The 18,404-nt window shown below is 74.5% G+C and carries 17 protein-coding genes; 2 read left to right on the top strand and 15 right to left on the bottom strand.

All coding sequences use genetic code 11. The features are described from left to right. Positions 1 to 145: 145 nt before the first annotated feature. The 12 genes from E4U91_RS18760 to E4U91_RS18705 form a co-directional block, all read right to left on the bottom strand. Entirely contained in the window at positions 146 to 1,030 is an 885-nt protein-coding gene (locus E4U91_RS18760) for an alpha/beta hydrolase (protein ID WP_137307931.1), read from the bottom strand. 316 nt (positions 1,031 to 1,346) lie between these two features. Continuing rightward, positions 1,347 to 2,543: a kynureninase gene (gene kynU, locus E4U91_RS18755; protein WP_137307930.1), complete on the bottom strand. Its 1,197-nt coding sequence runs from the start codon at positions 2,541 to 2,543 to the stop codon at positions 1,347 to 1,349. Next, the gene (locus tag E4U91_RS18750; RefSeq protein WP_137307929.1) at positions 2,536 to 3,375 is read right to left on the bottom strand and encodes a tryptophan 2,3-dioxygenase family protein; all 840 of its coding nucleotides are present in this window, start codon (positions 3,373 to 3,375) and stop codon (positions 2,536 to 2,538) included. Before E4U91_RS18750 ends, kynU begins: the two co-directional genes overlap by 8 nt. Before the next feature lie 158 nt (positions 3,376 to 3,533). Further along, entirely contained in the window at positions 3,534 to 3,947 is a 414-nt protein-coding gene (locus E4U91_RS18745; RefSeq protein ID WP_067240975.1) for a DUF3151 domain-containing protein, read from the bottom strand. 229 nt (positions 3,948 to 4,176) lie between these two features. Beyond that, positions 4,177 to 5,709: an MFS transporter gene (locus tag E4U91_RS18740; RefSeq protein WP_137307928.1), complete on the bottom strand. Its 1,533-nt coding sequence runs from the start codon at positions 5,707 to 5,709 to the stop codon at positions 4,177 to 4,179. A gap of 73 nt (positions 5,710 to 5,782) precedes the next feature. Then, positions 5,783 to 6,805 (bottom strand): class II fructose-bisphosphate aldolase, encoded by a 1,023-nt coding sequence (fbaA, locus tag E4U91_RS18735; protein ID WP_137307927.1) that lies wholly within the window; start codon positions 6,803 to 6,805, stop codon positions 5,783 to 5,785. A 146-nt stretch (positions 6,806 to 6,951) separates the two neighbouring features. Continuing rightward, positions 6,952 to 7,524 carry an orotate phosphoribosyltransferase gene (gene pyrE, locus E4U91_RS18730; protein WP_137307926.1) on the bottom strand — a complete coding sequence of 191 codons (573 nt, stop codon included), beginning with the start codon at positions 7,522 to 7,524 and terminating at the stop codon, positions 6,952 to 6,954. 10 nt (positions 7,525 to 7,534) lie between these two features. After that, on the bottom strand, positions 7,535 to 8,323 hold the full coding sequence (locus tag E4U91_RS18725) for an aldose epimerase family protein (RefSeq protein ID WP_137307925.1): 789 nt from the start codon (positions 8,321 to 8,323) through the stop codon (positions 7,535 to 7,537). Between the two features lie 562 nt (positions 8,324 to 8,885). After that, on the bottom strand, positions 8,886 to 9,665 hold the full coding sequence (locus tag E4U91_RS18720; RefSeq protein ID WP_137307924.1) for an SRPBCC family protein: 780 nt from the start codon (positions 9,663 to 9,665) through the stop codon (positions 8,886 to 8,888). A 52-nt stretch (positions 9,666 to 9,717) separates the two neighbouring features. Beyond that, positions 9,718 to 11,352, bottom strand: a complete 1,635-nt coding sequence (locus tag E4U91_RS18715; RefSeq protein WP_137307923.1) for a polyamine aminopropyltransferase — start codon at positions 11,350 to 11,352, stop codon at positions 9,718 to 9,720. Between the two features lie 204 nt (positions 11,353 to 11,556). Beyond that, on the bottom strand, positions 11,557 to 12,102 hold the full coding sequence (locus tag E4U91_RS18710; RefSeq protein ID WP_137307922.1) for a DUF2617 family protein: 546 nt from the start codon (positions 12,100 to 12,102) through the stop codon (positions 11,557 to 11,559). Positions 12,103 to 12,304: 202 nt separating this feature from the next. Then, entirely contained in the window at positions 12,305 to 12,574 is a 270-nt protein-coding gene (locus E4U91_RS18705) for a hypothetical protein (RefSeq protein WP_137307921.1), read from the bottom strand. Positions 12,575 to 12,714: 140 nt separating this feature from the next. Between E4U91_RS18705 and E4U91_RS18700 the strand changes: the two genes are divergently transcribed. Next, complete coding sequence (locus E4U91_RS18700) at positions 12,715 to 13,908, top strand: pyridoxal phosphate-dependent aminotransferase (protein ID WP_137307920.1); 1,194 nt, start codon at positions 12,715 to 12,717, stop codon at positions 13,906 to 13,908. A gap of 19 nt (positions 13,909 to 13,927) precedes the next feature. On the opposite strand, the gene E4U91_RS18695 is transcribed toward E4U91_RS18700, so the two are convergent. Next, positions 13,928 to 14,263, bottom strand: a complete 336-nt coding sequence (locus E4U91_RS18695; protein WP_137307919.1) for a hypothetical protein — start codon at positions 14,261 to 14,263, stop codon at positions 13,928 to 13,930. A 97-nt stretch (positions 14,264 to 14,360) separates the two neighbouring features. Continuing rightward, complete coding sequence (locus E4U91_RS18690; RefSeq protein ID WP_137307918.1) at positions 14,361 to 16,115, bottom strand: cation:proton antiporter; 1,755 nt, start codon at positions 16,113 to 16,115, stop codon at positions 14,361 to 14,363. Positions 16,116 to 16,519: 404 nt separating this feature from the next. Between E4U91_RS18690 and E4U91_RS18685 the strand changes: the two genes are divergently transcribed. Next, positions 16,520 to 17,707, top strand: coding sequence for a hypothetical protein (locus E4U91_RS18685; protein WP_174867822.1), 1,188 nt, complete (start codon positions 16,520 to 16,522; stop codon positions 17,705 to 17,707). An 18-nt stretch (positions 17,708 to 17,725) separates the two neighbouring features. On the opposite strand, the gene E4U91_RS18680 is transcribed toward E4U91_RS18685, so the two are convergent. Further along, entirely contained in the window at positions 17,726 to 18,259 is a 534-nt protein-coding gene (locus E4U91_RS18680) for a type III secretion system chaperone family protein (RefSeq protein ID WP_067240999.1), read from the bottom strand. Between the last annotated feature and the right edge of the window lie 145 nt (positions 18,260 to 18,404).

Below are 18,404 nucleotides of genomic sequence, written 5' to 3'. Positions count from 1 at the left end.
GTAGCTCTCAGGTACTACGGGTACGACAGGGGGCGCGCGCACCCGATCCACCGGCCAAACAGCCACCCGACCCACCGGCGAACCGGCCGCGCCCCACCCACCGGCGAACCGGCGGCCCTCGAACCACCGGCGAACCGGCCGCGCGTCACCACGCCAGTTGGGCGATCTCCTCCGCCACCACCGCGCACGCGTCCGCCACGGGGTCGATCAGCGGGAAGTGGCCGACGTCCGCCAGCAGCGTCAGCCCCACGACTTCGCCCGCCTTGGCCGCGGCGTCCGCGTAGGCCTCGGCGACCGCCTGCGGGACCACGCGGTCGGCGCGCCCCTGGACGAGCGTCGTGGCGATGCCGGTCGGCAGCAGCAGGGCCGGGTCGGCGTACGGTCGGCGCTGCTCGAACAGGTGGTCGGTGCCCAGCAGTTGGCGTGTGGCGCCCCCGCACACGTCCAGCTTGTCCGCGACGGCGAGGTCGGCGATCGGGGCCAGCGCGACCACGCCCCGCAGCGGCGCCGGGCGGTCCGTGCGCCACGGGGCGTCGGCGGGCAGGAGGTGCCGGGCCGCCGCCCACAGCGCCAGGTGACCGCCGGCCGAGTGCCCGACGAGGACGGTCCGGCGGGCGTCGCCCTGCGGCAGCACCTCCCGCACGAGCGCGGGCAGCGCGTCGAGGGCGGCGGCGACGTCGTCGAAGGTCTCGGGCCAGCGGCCCGCGGCCGCAGCGGTGGCTGTGCCCTCGGGGGTGCCGCCGCCGCGCCGGTACTCGACGCTGGCCACGGCGAAGCCGCGCCGGGCCAGGAAGTCCGCGAACGGGGTGACGTGGCGCCGGTCGTGCGCGGCGCGCCAGGCCCCGCCGTGCAGGACGACCACCAGCGGCACGGGGCCGCCGGGGCCGACCTGCACGCGCGGGGCGTAGAAGTCGATGACCTGGTCGGGCAGATCACCGTAGGGGGCGGTGGCGTCCGGATCGACGGGCGGGTGCGAGAAGGCCGACCGTTCCTCGGCGGCGGCCCGGGCTGCGGCGACGTCGTCCGGCATGCTCCAACCTCTCAGCGGTCACGTGGACTTGACGGTCCAGGCGAGGACGGGCCGACAGGGAGAGCGGCCGTTGGCCGGGACGGTACCAGGCCGGTGACGTGCGCGGACACGCGGATGTCACGCAGGGTGAGGCCGCGGCGGTCCCGCGACGCGCTCCCCGCACGCACGGTCACCGCACGCGCGCGTGCCGCCACCGCCCGGACGATCACGCCCCCACGCGCGCGTGCCGCCGACCCACGAACGGTCACCCCACGCACGCGTGCCGGCACCGCACGAACGGTCACCCCACGCACGCGTGGCGCCACCCGCCCGCCCCCTATCCCAGCCCGCCGCCCAGCACCTCGCCCAGCACCCGCGCCGCCCGCTCCACGTCCGCGAAGCCGACGTACAGCGGGGTGAAGCCGAAGCGCAGGACGTCCGGGTGGCGGAAGTCGCCGACCACCCCGCGGTCGATCAGCCGCTCCATGACGTCCCCGGCGTCCGCGCAGCGCAGCGCCACCTGGCTGCCGCGCTCCGCGTGGGCGAGCGGGGTCAGGCACTCGACGGCGCCCGGCGGGACGTACGCGGTCACGCACTCCAGGAAGAAGTCCGTCAGCGCCAGCGACTTGGCCCGCACCGCCTCGACCGGGACGCCCTCCCACACCTCCAGCGCCGCCTCCAGGGCGAGCAGGGAGAGGATGTCCGGCGTGCCCACGCGTCCGCGCAGCGCACCGGGCGCGGGCTCGTACGCCGGGCTCATCCCGAACGGGTTCACATGGGAGTTCCAGCCGGGCAGCGGCGAGTCGAAACGGTCCTGCAGCTCCCGGCGCACGTACAGGTACGCCGGTGCGCCCGGGCCGCCGTTGAGGTACTTGTAGGTGCAGCCGACCGCCAGGTCGACCCCGTGCTCGTCGAGCCCGACGGGCAGCGCGCCCGCGCTGTGGCACAGGTCCCAGACGGCGAGCGCGCCGGCCGCGTGGACGGCGGCGGTCAGGGACGGCAGGTCGTGCAGCCGTCCGGTGCGGTAGTCGACGTGGTTGACCAGCACCGCGGCGGTGCGCGCGCCCAGCGCGCCCGGCAGCTCGGCGGGCAGGACGGGACGCAGTGCGCAGCCGGTCATACGGGCCGCGGACTCGGCGATGTAGCCGTCCGTGGGGAAGGTGGAGGAGTCGACGACGATCTCGTCGCGGCCCGGCCCCGCCATCCGCACGGCGGCCACGAGCGCCTTGAAGACGTTCACGCTGGTCGAGTCGCCGACCACGATCTGTCCGGGCGCGGCGCCGACCAGCGGGGCGATGCGGTCGCCGATCCGCTCGGGCGCGGTCCACCAGCCGCTCTCGTCCCAGGAGCGGATGCGCAGCCGGCCCCACTGCCGGCGGACGACGTCCTCGACGCGGCCGGGGACGGCGGCGGGCAGGGCGCCGAGCGAGTTGCCGTCCAGGTAGACCGTGTCGTCCAGCTCGAACTCGGCCCGCTTGGCGGCGAGTTCGTCGGAGGCATCCAGCTTCTCGGCGCGGCGGGCGAGGTCAGACATGGGACCTCGCCGTCCACAGCTCGGGGAAGACGCTCTTCTGCGCCCGCTTCTCCAGCCAGGCGACCCCGGCGGAGCCGCCGGTGCCCTGCTTGGCGCCCATCGCGCGGCGGGTGGCGACCAGGTGGTCGTTGCGCCAGCGCCACACCAGTTCACCGACGTCGGTCAACGCCTCGCCCAGGCGCGCCAGTTCGCCGTTCTGGTCGCCCGCGTACACGGCCGCCCAGGCCGCCTCGACCGCGTCCGACGGCTCGTAGCGCCGGGACACGTCGCGCAGCAGCACGTCGTCGGGGATGTCGTAGCCGCGCCGCGCCAGCAGCCGGACGACCTCGTCGTACAGGCTCGGCTCGTGCAGCGCCTTCTCCAGCTCGGCGTGGACGCGGGGCGCGCCGCGGTGCGGGACCAGCATCGACGCGGACTTGTCGCCGAGCAGGAACTCCATCCTGCGGTACATCGCCGACTGGAACCCCGAACCGTCGCCGAGGGCCGAGCGGTAGGAGTTGAACTGCGCCGGGGTGAGCTGCCCGAGCGGCTTCCAGGAGGCGTTCAGCGCCTCCAGCTCCCGCACGGACCGCTTCAGGGCGGCGGTCGCGGTCGGGATGTCGTCCTCGCGCAGGGCGCGGGCCGCGGTCTCCCACTCGTGGACCACGACGGTGAACCACAGCTCCATCACCTGGGTCGTGACCAGGAAGACCATCTCGCCGGGATCGTCGGAGAGGAGGTGCTGGAGGTGGGTGAGGACGTCCGCCTTGACGTAGTCCTCGTACGGCGTCGTGCCCTGGAAGTCGAGATGCGGAGTCGCGGGCTCTTCGGCCTCGTGAGCCTCGTGGGACATCGCTGTCTCCTGTGTTACTCCGGGTAGCGGTCCGCCCCTGCCGTTACCGACACGGGGGCCCCGGTCCCCGCCGGAATCCTCTTCGATGGTCCGACGAAAAGGCAAGGCCCGCCTGGTGGGACAGGCGGGCCTCGGCGCTCGGAACAGCGACGCCGTGCCTAGCCCAGGGTCTGGGCGGCGGTCGGCGAGGAGTCCTTCAGGAACTGGGAGCAGCGCTCGTACTCCTCCTGCTCACCGATCGCCTGCGCGGCGCGGGCGAGGGCGTGCAGGGCGCGCAGGAAGCCGCGGTTCGGCTCGTGCTCCCAGGGGACCGGGCCGTGGCCCTTCCAGCCGCTGCGGCGCAGCGAGTCCAGGCCGCGGTGGTAGCCCGTACGGGCGTAGGCGTACGACTCGACGACGCTGCCCCGCTCGAACGCCTCGTCGGCGAGGCGCGCCCAGGCGAGTGACGACGTCGGGTACTTCGCGGCGACGTCGGCGGCCGGGGTGCCGTTCGCGAGCAGCTCGCGGGGCTCGGGGTCGTCGGGCAGGTGGGTCGGGGGCGGCCCCCCGAGCAGGTTCTCGTGAATCGTCATGGGTTCCAGTCTGTCACCGGCCACCACCGACGGAGGAACACGGTGGCAACCCCCTGGGGGCGCGGGGAACTGCGCGCCCAGCCCCCACACACCCGCAGCCACCAACCCACCGCCACCCGCCACCCCCTCAGGGGCGCGGGGAACTGCGCGACCAGCCCCCACTCACCGGCACCCGACGACGCACCCGAGCCGCCCCCACACACCCGCAGCCGACAACCCAAAGGAACCCCTAGCCCCGTCGCCCACCCTCGAGCGGCGGAGCCACCACGCTCCCGTGCCGCCGACACTCCGGCTTCCGGCAGCCCGGCGCCGGCCGGCGCACCGTCGCCCACGCCAGCACCGCGCCGACGACGAGGACCCCCGCGCACACCGCCATCGCCCGGTCGAAGGCGTGGTCGAAGGCCGGCGCCGACCGGTACGCTTCCGGCCCCATCCCCGTCACCAGCGGCAGCGCGGCCACCGCGACCAGGCCGGCCGCCCGGGCCGCCGCGTTGTTGATGCCGCTGGCCAGGCCCGCCCGGCTCACGTCGACCGAGGCCAGGACCGTCGCCGTCAGGGGCGCGACCAGGCTGACCATGCCGAGCCCGAGCACCAGGACGGCGGGCAGCACGTCGGTGAGGTAGCGGGCGTCCTCGCCGACGCGCAGCATCAGCAGCATCCCGGCCGCGCACAGCAGCGGGCCCACGGTGAGCGGCAGGCGCGGGCCGATGCGCTCGGCCAGTTCCCCGGACCGGGCGGACAGCAGCAGCATCAGCACGGTCGTCGGCAGCAGCGCGGTGCCCGCGCCGAGCGCCGAGTAGCCGGCCACCACCTGGAGCTGCACGGCCGACAGGAAGAAGAAGCCGCCGAACGCCGCGTACACGCACAGCGTCACCAGGTTCACGGCGGTGAACTGCCGGGACGCGAAGATGTCCGGCGGCATCATCGGCTCGGGCCGGCGCCGCTCGACCACGACGAAGGCGACGCCCGCGGCCACCCCGGCGACCGCCACGGGGCCGACGAACAGCGAGCCGCCGGGCGCCTCGATCAGGGCGTACGTCACCAGCGCGAGCGCGAGGGCGCCCAGCGCGGCACCGAGCACGTCGAAGTGACCCCGGGGAGCGCGCCCGGGCGTCTTAGCGCCCAGCGCCCCGGCGTCCACCGCCTCGGCGTCGAGCACCCCGGCGCCCCGCGCCCCGGAGCGGGCGTCCGACTCGGGTACGTGCCGTACGGCGATCGGGGCGCACAGCAGGGCCAGCGGGACGTTCAGCAGGAACACCCAGCGCCAGCCGGGCCCGTCCACCAGCCAGCCGCCGAGGAACGGTCCGACGGCCGCCCCGATGCCCCCGAAGCCCGACCACAGGCCGACGGCGCGGCCCCGGTCGTCGGGGTGGAAGGACGCCTGGATCAGGGCCAGCGAGCCCGGCGTCAGCAGCGCGCCGCCGGCCCCCTGGAGCGCGCGGGCGGCCACCAGCACCCCGGCGTTCGGCGCCAGCCCGCACAGCAGCGAGGCGGCGGCGAACCACACCACCCCGATGACGAACACCTTGCGCCGCCCGTACCGGTCGCCGAGCGACCCGCCGAGCAGGATCAGCCCGGCCAGCGTCACCATGTACGCGTTGACGGTCCACTGCAGGGCCGCCAGGTCGGCGTCGAGGTCCTGGCCGATCCGCGGCAGGGCGACGTTGACGACCGTGGAGTCCAGCAGCGCCATGCTGGAGCCGAGCACGGTGGTCAGCAGGATCCACCGGCCCTGCGGGGAGGCCAGCCGGACGTCGGGCATGTCCCCAGGTATACAGCGAGCCCGGCGCCGAAGCACCGGGCTCACCGCGACGGAGTGGACCGTCGGCCGTCTACTACTTGATCTTCGTGCCCGCGGAGCGCAGGTGCTGCGTGGCCTCGAGGACCCGGGCGGCCATCGACGCCTCGGCCAGCTTGCCCCAGGTACGCGGGTCGTACGTCTTCTTGGAGCCGACCTCGCCGTCGACCTTGAGGACGCCGTCGTAGTTCTTCAGGATGTGGTCGGCGATCGGACGCGTGAAGGCGTACTGCGTGTCCGTGTCGATGTTCATCTTGACCACGCCGTTCTCCAGCGCGGTCGCGATCTCCTGCTCGGTGGAGCCGGAGCCGCCGTGGAAGACGAAGTCGAACGGGTTCTGCTTGCCGAACTTGGCGGCGACGCCGTCCGCGAGCTCCTTCAGCAGCTCGGGACGGAGCACGACGTTGCCCGGCTTGTACACGCCGTGGACGTTGCCGAAGGAGGCGGCCAGCAGGTAGCGGCCCTTCTCGCCCAGGCCCAGGGCCTCGGCGGTGCGGATCGCGTCGTCGACCGTGGTGTACAGGGAGTCGTTGATCTCGTGGGAGACGCCGTCCTCCTCGCCACCGGTCGGGGTGATCTCCACCTCGAGGACGATCTTCGCGGCGGCGGCGAGGGCCAGCAGCTCCTGGGCGATCGCCAGGTTGTCGGCCAGGGTCTCGGCGGAGCCGTCCCACATGTGCGACTGGAACAGCGGGTTGCGGCCGGCCTTGACGCGCTCCTCGGAGATCGCGAGCAGCGGGCGGACGTAGCCGTCCAGCTTGTCCTTCGGGCAGTGGTCGGTGTGCAGCGCCACGGTGACCGGGTACTTCTCGGCGACGATGTGCGCGAACTCGGCGAGGGCCACGGCGCCCGTCACCATGTCCTTGCTGTACTGGCCGCCGAGGAACTCCGCGCCACCCGTGGAGATCTGGATGATGCCGTCGCTCTCCGCCTCGGCGAAGCCGCGCAGAGCCGCGTGCAGGGTCTGGGTCGAGGTGACGTTGATGGCCGGGTAGGCGAACTTGCCTGCCTTCGCCCGGTCGAGCATCTCGTTGTAGACCTCGGGGGTTGCGATGGGCATTCGTCCGCTCCTTGAGTCTGCGGGTTGGCGTTCTACGTGCTACGGCCCTGACCTAGACCTTGCGCTTCGACGTCATCGTCGAGCCCATCTTTCCAGACCTGGAGCGATGGTCCACGCGCGCGACAAGTCCAGGTCAAAGCCGCCCGTCAGTCCAGACCCAGTTCATCCTTCGAGAAGGCGAAGAGGTACGGCACCCCGGCGCCCTCTCGGATCTTGGCGTCGGCGCCGGTCGCGCGGTCCACGATCGTGGCGACCGCGACGACCTCGGCGCCGGCCTCCCGCACGGCCTCCACGGCCGTCAGGGGCGAGCCGCCCGTGGTGGAGGTGTCCTCCACCACCAGCACCCGCCGGCCCTTGATGTCCGGTCCCTCGACGCGCCGCTGCAGCCCGTGCGCCTTGGCCGCCTTGCGCACGACGAAGGCGTCCAGCCGCCTCCCGCGCGCGGCGGCGGCGTGCAGCATGGCGGCGGCCACCGGGTCGGCGCCCATGGTCAGACCGCCGACGGCGTCGAACTCCAGCTCCGCCGTCAGGTCCAGCAGCACCTGCCCGACCAGCGGCGCGGCCTCGCCGTCGAGGGTGACGCGGCGCAGGTCGACGTAGTAGTCGGCCTCCAGACCCGAGGAGAGGGTCACCTTGCCGTGCACCACGGCCTTGTCCTTGATCTGCTGGAGCAGCGCGCTCCGCGGGTCCCGCGGCGTTGCTTCGTCGACGTGCGTCATGCCGACCAGCTTAGAGGCGCCGCCAGCGCCAGGTCGTGGCGGCCTCCAGCGGCTCCAGGGGCGTGACCAGGCGCGGGAGGGTGTTCAGCCCGTCGGGCGGGCCGGTCTGGGGCTCCACGCAGACCGCGGCCTCCTGCTCGTCGTAGACGACGACCCACTCCTCGCGGCTGGACACGTTCAGCTCCAGCTGCCCGGGCCAGGTGAGGGTGACGTCGACACCGCCGGGCATCCCGAAGCAGTCGTCCCACGGGCCGGGCTTCGGCTCGACGCGGTTGCCGGTGGGCAGGTGGTCCTCGCCGCGCTCCTCCTGCCAGGCCGGGGTGAAGTCGAGTGTGACGTCCTCGCCGCCGAGGTTGCGGTGGAACCAGGGGTGCCAGCCGATCTGGGCCGGGAACGACGAGCCGTACGTCTCGACCGACATCGTCAGCGTCAGCGCGTCCTCGGTGAGCGCGACCACCTGGGTGACGCGGCCGGGGTAGGGCCACGGGTCGACCAGGTCGTACGTGATCACCGCCTCGTCCTGCGAGCGGCGGGCCACGCGCCAGGCGCCGTCGCGGACGGTGCCGTGGATGGCGTGCGGCGCGGCGTTGAGCGGCATCTGGTGGACGGTGGCGCCGTCGCGGAAGCGGCCGTCGCGGATGCGGCCGCACCACGGGACCATCGGGAAGCAGCCGAAGCGGTCGCCCTGGCGGAGGAGTTCCGTGCCGGCCACGCACAGGGTGCCGATGCGGCCGCCGTTGGCCGGCTGTACGACTGCTTCCGCGTCGCCCGCGGTCAGCGTGATGTCTTCGTCACTCACGGGACGACCCTACTGGGCTGATCGTCGGGGGGTGAGGGGGCATCGCGCCGTTGGGGTGGCTGGGGGCGTGGTGGGGTGCGGGTGCGTTGTGGGTTTTCGCGCAGTTCCCCGCGCCCCTGAGGGGGGGGGGCTGAGGGGTCGTTGTCGGGTGCGGGTGCGTTGTGGGTTCTCGCGCAGTTCCCCGCGCCCCTGAGGGGGGGGGGCTGAGGGGTCGTTGTCGGGTGCGGGTGCGTTGTGGGTTCTCGCGCAGTTCCCCGCGCCCCTGAGGGGGGTGGCTGAGGGGTCGTCGTCGGGTGCGGGTGCGTTGTGGGTTTTCGCGCAGTTCCCCGCGCCCCTGAACAGGCTGGGTGCGGGTGCGTCGTGGTTGGTCGCGCAGTTCCCCGCGCCCCTGAGCAAGCTGGTGCTGGAGCGTCGGGGCTGGGCGCGCAGTTCCCCGCGCGCCCCTGAACAGGCTGGTGCGGGTGCGTCGTGGTTGGTCGCGCGGTTCCTCGCGCCCCTGAGCAAGCTGGTGCGGGAGCGTCGGGGCTGGGCGCGCAGTTTGCTGCTGCGCCCCTTGGGTGGTTCAGCGGCGGCGGCGTAGGGCTCTTGTCACCACGATGGCCGAGGCCACGACCAGGGCCGCTGCGGGGGCCGCCCAGCGGAGCGTTTCCGTGGGGACGACCGTCTGGGGGGCCGGGACCGGGGCGTAGCGGCCGCGGGGTGGGGCGTGGTCGACCTCCTCCGCGCTGCGGCCGATCATCGTGCGGCGGGCGTGCGCGGCCTCCGCGGGCGGCTCCGGGGAGTCGGTGAAGTCGTCCTCGGCCAGCGGGTCCAGCGCCGGCGGCGGGACCTCGGCCTCGAAGACCGACGTCCGCTTCTCCTGCTCCTGCTCGGGCTCGTCGGGGGCTTCGGGGTCCTCGGGCGCTTCCGGCGCAGCCGGTTCCGCGGCGCCCAGGTTCTCCGCGAAGCGGGTCAGCAGGCGGCGGGTCGTGGAGTCCACGGTGTCGGGTTCGAGTTCGGTGATGCGGCCGTCGGCCGTCGCCGTGCCGTGGACGTGCAGGGTGCTGCCGCCGTCGGCCTCCGTGACCCGGAGGGTCAGCGCGAGCGTGACCGTGCCCGTCCCGCGGGCCTCGGTCGCGTCGCCCTCGACGGTGAACGCGTCGTCGTCGCGGGGGGAGACGCGCAGCTCGCCGCGGTAGGTGATGGTGTGGCCGCCGACGCGGATCCTGAGCCGCCCGGCGACGGGCTGTTCGGCGCCCGCGTCCCGCTGGAGCCCGGGAACCGCACGGGCCACCTGCGCGGGGTCGGCGAGGGACGCCCTCAGCCGGTCGGGCGGGACCGGAACGAACACCTCATGCTCCATGTCGCTGGAGCCTACCCAGCGGGCGTGGAAACGCACCCGTTGTGACCGAGGTTCAGTACCGGGGGTGCACCAGGGTGGACGCCCGCAGTCCGGTCACCCGGAGCTGCTCGGCGGCCCGTGCACCGGCCGTCAACTCGGCCTGGGTGAGGGTCCGCGGGCGGGGTCCCGTCGCGGGGAGCCGCAGGGCGGGCGCGCGCTCGGCGGAGGCCAGGACGAATCCCCAGTCGCGGGGTGCCCGGGACGCGCCGGACGGGCGGTCGGCACCGGCCGCGGAGCCCGTACGGCGGCCGTCGACGACGTAGGGCGCGGTGTGCAGGCCGGCGGCGCGGACCGTCGCCTCCACGGTCCAGAAGGCGCGCGTCCGGCCGGCGACCGGGCCGGCGTGCACGACGAGCCGCCCGTGCGGGGCGAGCGCGCGGCGGACGAGGCCGTAGAACTCCTGGGAGTAGAGCTTGGTGCTGTCGGTGATGCCGGGGTCGGGCAGGTCGGCGACGACGACGTCGTAGCGGCCGGGCGGGGTGGCGCGCAATCGGTGGAAGGCGCCGTCGACGGTGACGTGGAGGCGCGGGTCGCCGTACGCGTGCGCGTTGAGGCGGGCGAGGCCGGGGTCGGTGCGGGCCAGGCGGACCACCTCGGGGTCCGGTTCGACGAGGTCCACGCGGCGGACGCCGGGAAGGGCCAGCACCTCGCGGGCGGCCAGCCCGTCGCCGCCGCCGAGGACGAGCACGCGCGCGTGGGGACCGGCGAGGGCGGGGCGGACCAGGGCCTCGTGGTAGCGGCGCTCGTCGGCGCCGACGCGGAGGCGGCCGTCGAGGTAGAGGCCGAGGGGCCGGCCGGGGGTGCCGCCGGTGAGGACGATCTCCTGGACAGGGCTGCGCACGGCCACGCGGACGTCGGAGCCGTAGACCGCCTGGCGTGCGGCCTGCTCGAAGTCGTCGACGAGGGCGGCAGCGGCGGCCAGCAGCAGCAGCGTGCCGAGGGTGGCGGCGAGGAGGACCCGGCGGGCCCGGCGGGTGAGGTCGCGGCGGAACAGGCCGAGGACCAGCGCGCCGCCCGCGACGACGTTGACCGCGCCGGTGAGCAGGGAACTGGTCAGCTGGCCGAGGACGGGCAGCAGCAGGAAGGGGAAGGCGAGGCCGCCGACCAGCGCGCCGACGTAGTCCGCGGCGAACAGGTCGGCCACCGCGCCGCCCGCGTCCTGGCGGCGGATGCGCTGGATCAGCTCCATCAGCAGCGGCACCTCGGCGCCGATGAGCAGCCCGATGGCCAGGGAGAAGGCGACCAGCAGCAGCCGGGGCCCGTCGGCCCAGATGCCGCCCCAGTCGCCCGTCCAGGCGAAGACCGCGTAGAGCGCCATGGCACTGGAGCCGCCGATCAGCGCGAGGGACGTCTCCAGGGCGGCGAACCCGGCCGCCGCGAACCGGCGCAGCCGCTTGGCGGCGAGCGAGCCGATGCCCATGGCGAACACCATGACCGACAGCACGACGGACGCCTGGGTGACCGAGTCGCCCATCAAGTAGGAGGCGAGGGCGACCAGTTCGAGCTCGTAGACCAGCCCGCAGGCCGCGCAGACGAACACGCAGGCGAGGACCAGGAACCGCCCCGTCGCCGGCCGGACGGGCAGCCGTGCGGGAGCACGCCAGGGCGGCGGGACGCCGGGCGGTGCGGGGGCGTGCGGGTCGATCACGACTGCGACGTTACGTCACGGGTCCGGCACGCCCTGTCACCCACACGTGTGGAACGGGAGACGGATGGGGTGTTCGGGTTTATCCCGCGCCACTGCGCGCGCCTTCGTCGTACGACCTGGTGCGCGCGCCGCCGTTCCGCGCCACCGCGCGCGCCGGCGACCCGAACTGCTGCGCGTACCGTCGCCGCGCGCCACCGCGCGCCGTCACTCCGCAGCGCCGCGCGTGCCGCGCTTCGCGCCGACCGGGACGCGCACGCCGACCCGGGTCCGGGTCGCCACCAGCTGTCCGTCCTGCGGGTACGCGTGCCAGGTCCGCCAGTGCACGTTAGTGCCCTGACGGTGCGCCAGCAGCGCGGTGAAGGCGTGCGGACTGCCGGGGAACACCCCGACGAGGCCGTGCGGGTGGTCGGAGACCAGGGCCAGGAGTTCCTGCGCACGGCCCGCGAAGGAGTGCGGCGGGAGCGCCTCGACGCGCGCGGCGAACTCGTACTCCCAGCCGCCCACCCGCTTGGCCACGCCCAGCGGGAGGGGCGTGCTGCTGCCCGCGATGCACGCGACCGTCTCCGAACAGCGGCCCCGCTCCTCCTCGAGGAGCACCTGGTGCGAGGCGCCGAGGAGGCGTAACTGCAGTCGGGAGCCCGCGAGTTCGAGGTCGAGCGTGGCCAGCGCGGGGAGCGGCTCGCGCCCCAGGGCCCAGGCGAGGTCGGCCGCGCGCGTGTCGGTGTAGGAGGTGTTCAGGGTCGTGAGCATGGGTCGGCTCCGCTAGCACGCAAGAGGGGTAAGTCCGGAGGGAATCATGAACGCCGGTGCGGCCACAGCGTTTTTACCCAAGTTCGGGTGGTTTCCATCCCTCAGGGGGCTCCCCTGCTCACCTGTTCACCCACCCCGCGCGCCGCACGTCACCGGCGTACGCCCGGCCCGCGCCGGTGACGTGGTGCCCCTGCCGCCGGGGTCAGTTGCCCCCGCCGCACCCGCCGCCGCACGAGGACCCGCCGCCGCAGGAGTGGCCTCCCCCGCAGGAGTGGCCTCCCCCGTGGTGGCCGCCCGAGCCGCAGGACGACCCCCCGTCGCCGCCGCCGGCCCACCAGCTGCCGCCGTTCCCGCTGCTCCCACCGCGCCGGCCGGCCGGGCGCCGGGCCCCGGCCGACGGCCGCCGCCCCACCGCGGTGAGCCCGACGACGAGCACCACGGCGACCACCACCAGGCTGATACCGAAGATCATGGCACCGCCCTCCTTCCGTTCCCCCGAAGCGGCCCCCCGTGGGCGCCCCGCGCGGTCCCCGACCGCTTGTGTGCACGGGGGATGCCCGGCCGCCCGAACGGCCAAAGCACACTTGAGGAACTCCAGAGCTTCGGCGCAGGATGGCCGCCATGACCTCCAGCGCACGCCCCTTCCTCAACCGCCGGCTCGCCGAGTTCGGGACCACGATCTTCGCCGAGATGTCGGCGCTGGCCCTGCGGACGGGGTCGATCAACCTCGGGCAGGGCTTCCCCGACACGGACGGTCCCGAGGAGATCCGGGAGGCGGCGGTGCGCGCCCTGCGCGACGGCCGCGGCAACCAGTACCCGCCGGGCCCGGGCGTGCCCGAGCTGCGCCGCGCCGTGGCCGACCACCAGCTGCGCCGCTACGGGCTGGCGTACGACCCCGACACCGAGGTGCTGGTCACCGCGGGGGCCACGGAGGCGATCGCGGCGGCGATGCTGGCGCTGCTGGAGCCGGGCGACGAGGTGGTGGCGCTGGAGCCGTACTACGACTCCTACGCGGCGTGCATCGCGATGGCCGGCGCGCGCCGGGTGCCGGTCACCCTGCGCCCCGCCGAGGGCCGCTTCCGGCTGGACCTGGACGAGCTGCGCGACGCGGTCACCGACCGCACCCGGCTGCTGCTGCTCAACACCCCGCACAACCCGACGGGCACGGTCCTCACCCGCGCGGAGCTGGCGGCGATCGCCGAACTGGCCGTCGAGCGGGACCTGCTGGTGGTGACGGACGAGGTGTACGAGCACCTGGTGTTCGACGACGCCGAGCACGTGCCGCTGGCCACGCTGCCGGGGATGCGCGAGCGGACGGTGACGCTGGGCAGCGCCGGCAAGAGCTTCTCGTTCACCGGCTGGAAGGTCGGCTGGGTGACGGCGTCCGCGCCGCTGGTCACGGCGGTGCGCTCGGCCAAGCAGTACCTGACGTACGTGGCGTCGGGCCCGTTCCAGTACGCGGTCGCGGAGGCCCTGGCGCTGCCGGAGACGTACTTCGAGGACTTCCGCGCCGACATGCGGGCCAAGCGCGACCTGCTGGCCGGGGGCCTGGCGGAGGCGGGCTTCGGGGTCTACGTCCCGTCCGGCACGTACTTCGTCACCACCGACGTGCGCCCCCTCGGCGAGACGGACGGCGTCGCCTTCTGCCGCTCACTGCCGGAGCGCGCGGGCGTGGTCGCCATCCCGAACGCGGTCTTCTACGACCACCGCGAGGAGGGCGCGCCGTTCGTCCGCTTCGCGTTCTGCAAGCGCACGGAGGTCCTGCAGGAGGCGGTGACCCGGCTGAAGGGCCTGGCGCACGCGTGAGCGACGCCGACGCTCCGGTTCACTCGTCGGCGAAGCCGAAGCTGCGCCACAGCCCGGTGGAGTGGACCGCCTCGTCCGAGGACTGCTGCGCGAGGTAGGTGCTCCCGCCGCCCTCCGGCACGGTGCAGTCCTCCGTGGTGTACAGGACGATGTTGCTCAGCATGTGGTTGTCGACGTGGGTCACGCCCTGGGGGAACCGGTGGCACGTGCCGGTCGGCGGGTTCGACAGGGTCTCGACGAGCCTGTCGCCGTTGTGGGCCATCAGCTGACCCGACGCGTTGTCCGCGCAGGCGGTCAACACGGTGCCGAGCAGGGCGATGCCGGCGAGCGCGGCCGACGACCGTGGAGCGCGCATCGGTCCTCCAGTGCGGGTTCGGGGGGACGGCTGCGCCGTCGTTCTCTCCCCCCACCACCCACTATCCGCCGCGGTCGGCGAACCCGCCCGCCGACCGTCAGCGGCCGGGCGTCAGGAGGACCAGGGTGTCCTGGGGCCCGACGTGCGGCGGGCCGCCCCCCGTCACGGGCTCCAGCCGGTGACCGGGGCGGACGACGAACAGCAGGTCGCTGCCGCTCGGCACGGGCTCCCGGGCGGGCACGGCCACGATGCCGGCGCCGTCGTGGTGCCTGCGGGCCAGGGTGCGGCCCGTCAGGTGCGGCCCGAACAGCACCTCGCCCTCGGCGTGCGGGGCCATCACGCCCTGGCTGCCTGCCGCCGGGCCGACGCGGTACACCGGCCCCTCGACACCGCCGCGCAGGATCGCGCTCGCCAGCACGTTGAAGTCGTCCTCCCCGGTGAGGAGGTACACGCCGGTGACGCCCTCCCCCGCGGCGCCGGGACCGGTCGCGTCGGCCAGCATCGCCCCCGGGGCGAGCTCGATGCCGGCCCGCTCGATGCGCTCGCGCTGCTCGGGCCGGCCCGCCCACATCAGCACCTCCATCCCGGTGGACCGCAGGGTCGCCGCGAGGTCGAGCACCCAGGGGTCCCCGCCGACCAGGAGGGGGCGCGAGCGGGAGGGGCGCACCACGCGCAGCAGCCGGGCCACGGGGGCGGCCGTCAGGCCGTAGAGGGTGACGGTGGCGACGATGACCACGAAGGTCGCCGGGAGGATCCTGGCCGCGCCGCCGACGTGCCGGGCGACCAGGGCGGACGTGAACGTCGAGGCGGTGGCGGCCGCGACGATCCCGCGGGGCGCCATCCACCCGAGGAAACCCCGCTCGGCCCGTGTCAGGTCGGTGCGGGCGGTGCACACCGCGACGACGAGGGGGCGTACGACGACGACCAGGAAGGCCGCCAGCCCGAGCGCGGGCAGTCCCACGTGCCGCAGCGACGCGGGGGAGACGGTGGCCGAGATCGAGGTGAAGAGCAGCCCGATGACGAGGCTGACCAGGGTCTCGAAGAACGTCCGGCGCACGGGGACGTCGATGCGGGCGTGGTTGGCCACCGCGAGCCCCATCAGCACGGCGGCGATGAGCCCGGAGTCGTCCTGCACGACGTCGCACGCGGCTGCCACCCCGATCACGACGGCCAGCTGGGCGGTGGTGCCGAGCGCCTCGCCGGGCCGCGCCAGGCGGAACACGGCCCACAGCACGGCCGCCCCGGCCACGCCTCCCGCCACGCCCGTGCCCACGCTGGCCAGGAAGTGCAGGACACCGCGGGACGCCGTGGGCTGGGTGCTGGCGTCGACGGCGCGGAACACGAGCGCGCCGAGGATGCCCCCGACGGGGTCGATGAGGGACCCCTCCCACACGAGGATGTGCCGGAGGCGGTCCGCGGGCCGCACGAGGGCGAGCAGCGGCCCGACGACGGTGGGCCCCGACACCACCAGGACGGCCCCCAGCGTGATGGCCGCCCCGCGGGACATGTCCAGCAGCGGGACGGCGAGGGCGGCGCCGAGGAGGCAGGTGACGGGGACGCCGAGCCAGATCAGCCGGCTGACGACCGTGCGGTTGTGTCCCTTCAGCCTGCCGAGGTCGAGGCCGAGCCCGGCGTCGTAGAGGATCACGGCGACGCCCAGGGACACCAGCGGGGAGAACGCCGGGCCGAGCAGTTGCTGCGGGTCGACGACGTCGGTCAGGGCGCCGGCCGCGAAGCCGACGGGCAGCAGGACGATGAGCGCGGGGATGCGCAGCACGCCGGCCAGCAGCTGGGAACCGACGGCGAGGACCACCAGCAGGCCCACGCCGATGAACACGTCATCCGTCGTCACGAGCAGTCCCTTGGGCGAGGTCGGCAGCGGGGAGGGGCGCCGTGCGCGGCCCCGGGCCACCGCGGCCGGAGCGACGGGGGCGACCGGGGGGTGCCGTGGCCGGCGGGGCGCGCACCGCCTCGCGGGAGAGGCAGGATCCGCTGGACAGGACAGTGCATCGGCGCCGCGGACGGCGGTGCGACGCGCCACGGCCGGCCCGCTTCGGCCCCGGACGTCACCCCGGTGGCCCAGGTACGGCACCCGGCGTGCAGCCCCGGCCGCGGCGTGCCGGTCCCGGCCCGGGAGACACCGTCCGGGCCCGCCCGACGCCCCGTCAGAGGCGCCAACCACCGCCCCGTCAGGGGCGCCACCCACCTGGCGCAGACCCGCTCGCGCCCCCGGCAGGGGCACGGCATCGTGCGGGTGTGACCCATGCCAGCACGCTCGCCCCGTCCGCAGTCACACACCCGCACGCCGAGGCGGGCCGCCGCACCCGCCGGGTGCCGGGACCGGCGGCCGCGCTCGCCCTGTTCACCGCGGCCCGGCTGACCGGGGTCGCGCTCCTCGCGCTCACGGCCGAGGTGACCGGGCAGCAGCCGCTCGCGCTGCTCGGCCGCTCCTGGGACTCGCTGTGGTACCTGGGCATCGCCGCGCACGGCTACGGCCGCACCGTGCGCTTCGCGCCCGACATCGTCCACAGCGACCTGGCGTTCTTCCCGCTCTACCCGGCGCTGGTGCGCGCGGTGACCACGGTGACCCCGCTGGGCGGCGGCGCGGCCGGCCTGGTGGTGTCGTGGACGGCGGCCGCGGTGGCCGCCTGGGGCATCTACGCGGTGGGCCGGCTGCTGCACGGGCGGGCGGTGGCGACGGCGCTGGTCGTGCTCTGGGGGCTGCTGCCGCACTCGATCGTGCTGTCGATGGGGTACACCGAGCCGGTGCTGACCGCGTTCGCCGCGTGGGCGCTGCACGCGGTGCTGCGCGGCCACTGGCGGTGGGCGGGGGCGCTCGCGGCCCTCGCGGGGCTGTCGCGGCCCAACGGCTTCGCGGTGGCCGCCGCCGTCCTGGTCACCGCCGCGTGGACGGTGTGGCGGGCGCGCGGCCGGGTTTCCCACAGGCTGTGGACGGGCGTGGCGCTCGCCCCGCTGGGCTGGGTGTCGTACGTGGCGTGGGTGGGGGCGCGCACGGGCGACCCGCTGCGCGGCTACTTCGCGGTGCAGCGCCTGTGGGGCTCGCGCTTCGACTTCGGGCGGGGCTCGCTGCGGTTCGTGCGCCACCTGCTGCTGCACGGCGACCGGCTGGTCTTCCCGATGACGCTGGTGATCGTCGCGGCGGCGGTGGTGCTGTACGCGCTGCTGCTCGCCGACCGCGCCCCGCTGCCCCTGCTGGTCTACGCCGGGGTGCTGCTGCTGATCGCGCTGGGCGGCTCGGGGTTCTTCGAGTCCAAGCCGCGGTTCCTGCTGCCGGCGTTCCCGCTGCTGCTGCCGCTCGCGGCGGCGCTGGTGCGCACGGCGAGAGCCCGGCCCGTGCACGCCACCGTGGTGGTCGCGGCGCTGGCCGGGCTCTCCTACGCGTACGGCGCGTACCTGGTCGTCCTCGCCCGCACACCGCTGTGAGTCCTGGGGGGCCCGGGGTTACGCGTCGCCCTCCCCGGGCTCGTCGGCGTCGTTGACGTCCTGCTCCAGGCCCAGCTGCTCGACGAGCCACTTGTCGAACTCGATGGCCGCGCGGACCCAGCTGACCGTGGAGGAGACGAAGAACTCGATGTTCACCCCGGCGCCGATCAGCATCTGCGCCTCACCGATCAGACGGACCGTGCCGTCGTCGTGGGTGTGCGTGTAGACCTTGGGCCACAGGGTGCGCCGGTTCCAGTCGTCGATGGACTCCAGCAGCTGCGCCTTGTCCTCGATCGGGTGGGGCCGGTCGTAGAACGTCCGCACCGAGTAGACCATCTGTTCGGGCTGGTCGCCGCGGAACATGAAGTACGTGCGGAATTCCTCCCACGGCGCCGCGAGGTCACCCTCTTCGTCGACGACGTACTTCAGCTCCATCTGGTCGAGCAACTGCTTCACGAGATCCTGATCCGGGACGACGGGGCCCGCCGGTCCTTCAGGCTGCGGCTCGGGCTGGCCCCCGAAGTTCGGAATCGAGGACGGGTCGATGGTCACCGTGATTTTCCCTTCGTACGGATTCCGCCATCCTCCCCCATGCGGGGAGGGGGGTGGCAAGCCCCGCCTTCCATGGTTCACCTGTGCTTGGCGTAATTCAGCTCAGAGCGTTCGCGGGGCGGCCCGGAACGCGCCACGGGCCCGC

This window comes from Streptomyces lasalocidi (genome assembly GCF_005280215.1).
Lineage (GTDB): Bacteria > Actinomycetota > Actinomycetes > Streptomycetales > Streptomycetaceae > Streptomyces > Streptomyces longwoodensis.
The sequence above is the reverse complement of the archived record's forward strand: the minus strand, read 5'-3'. Positions and strand labels throughout refer to the sequence as shown.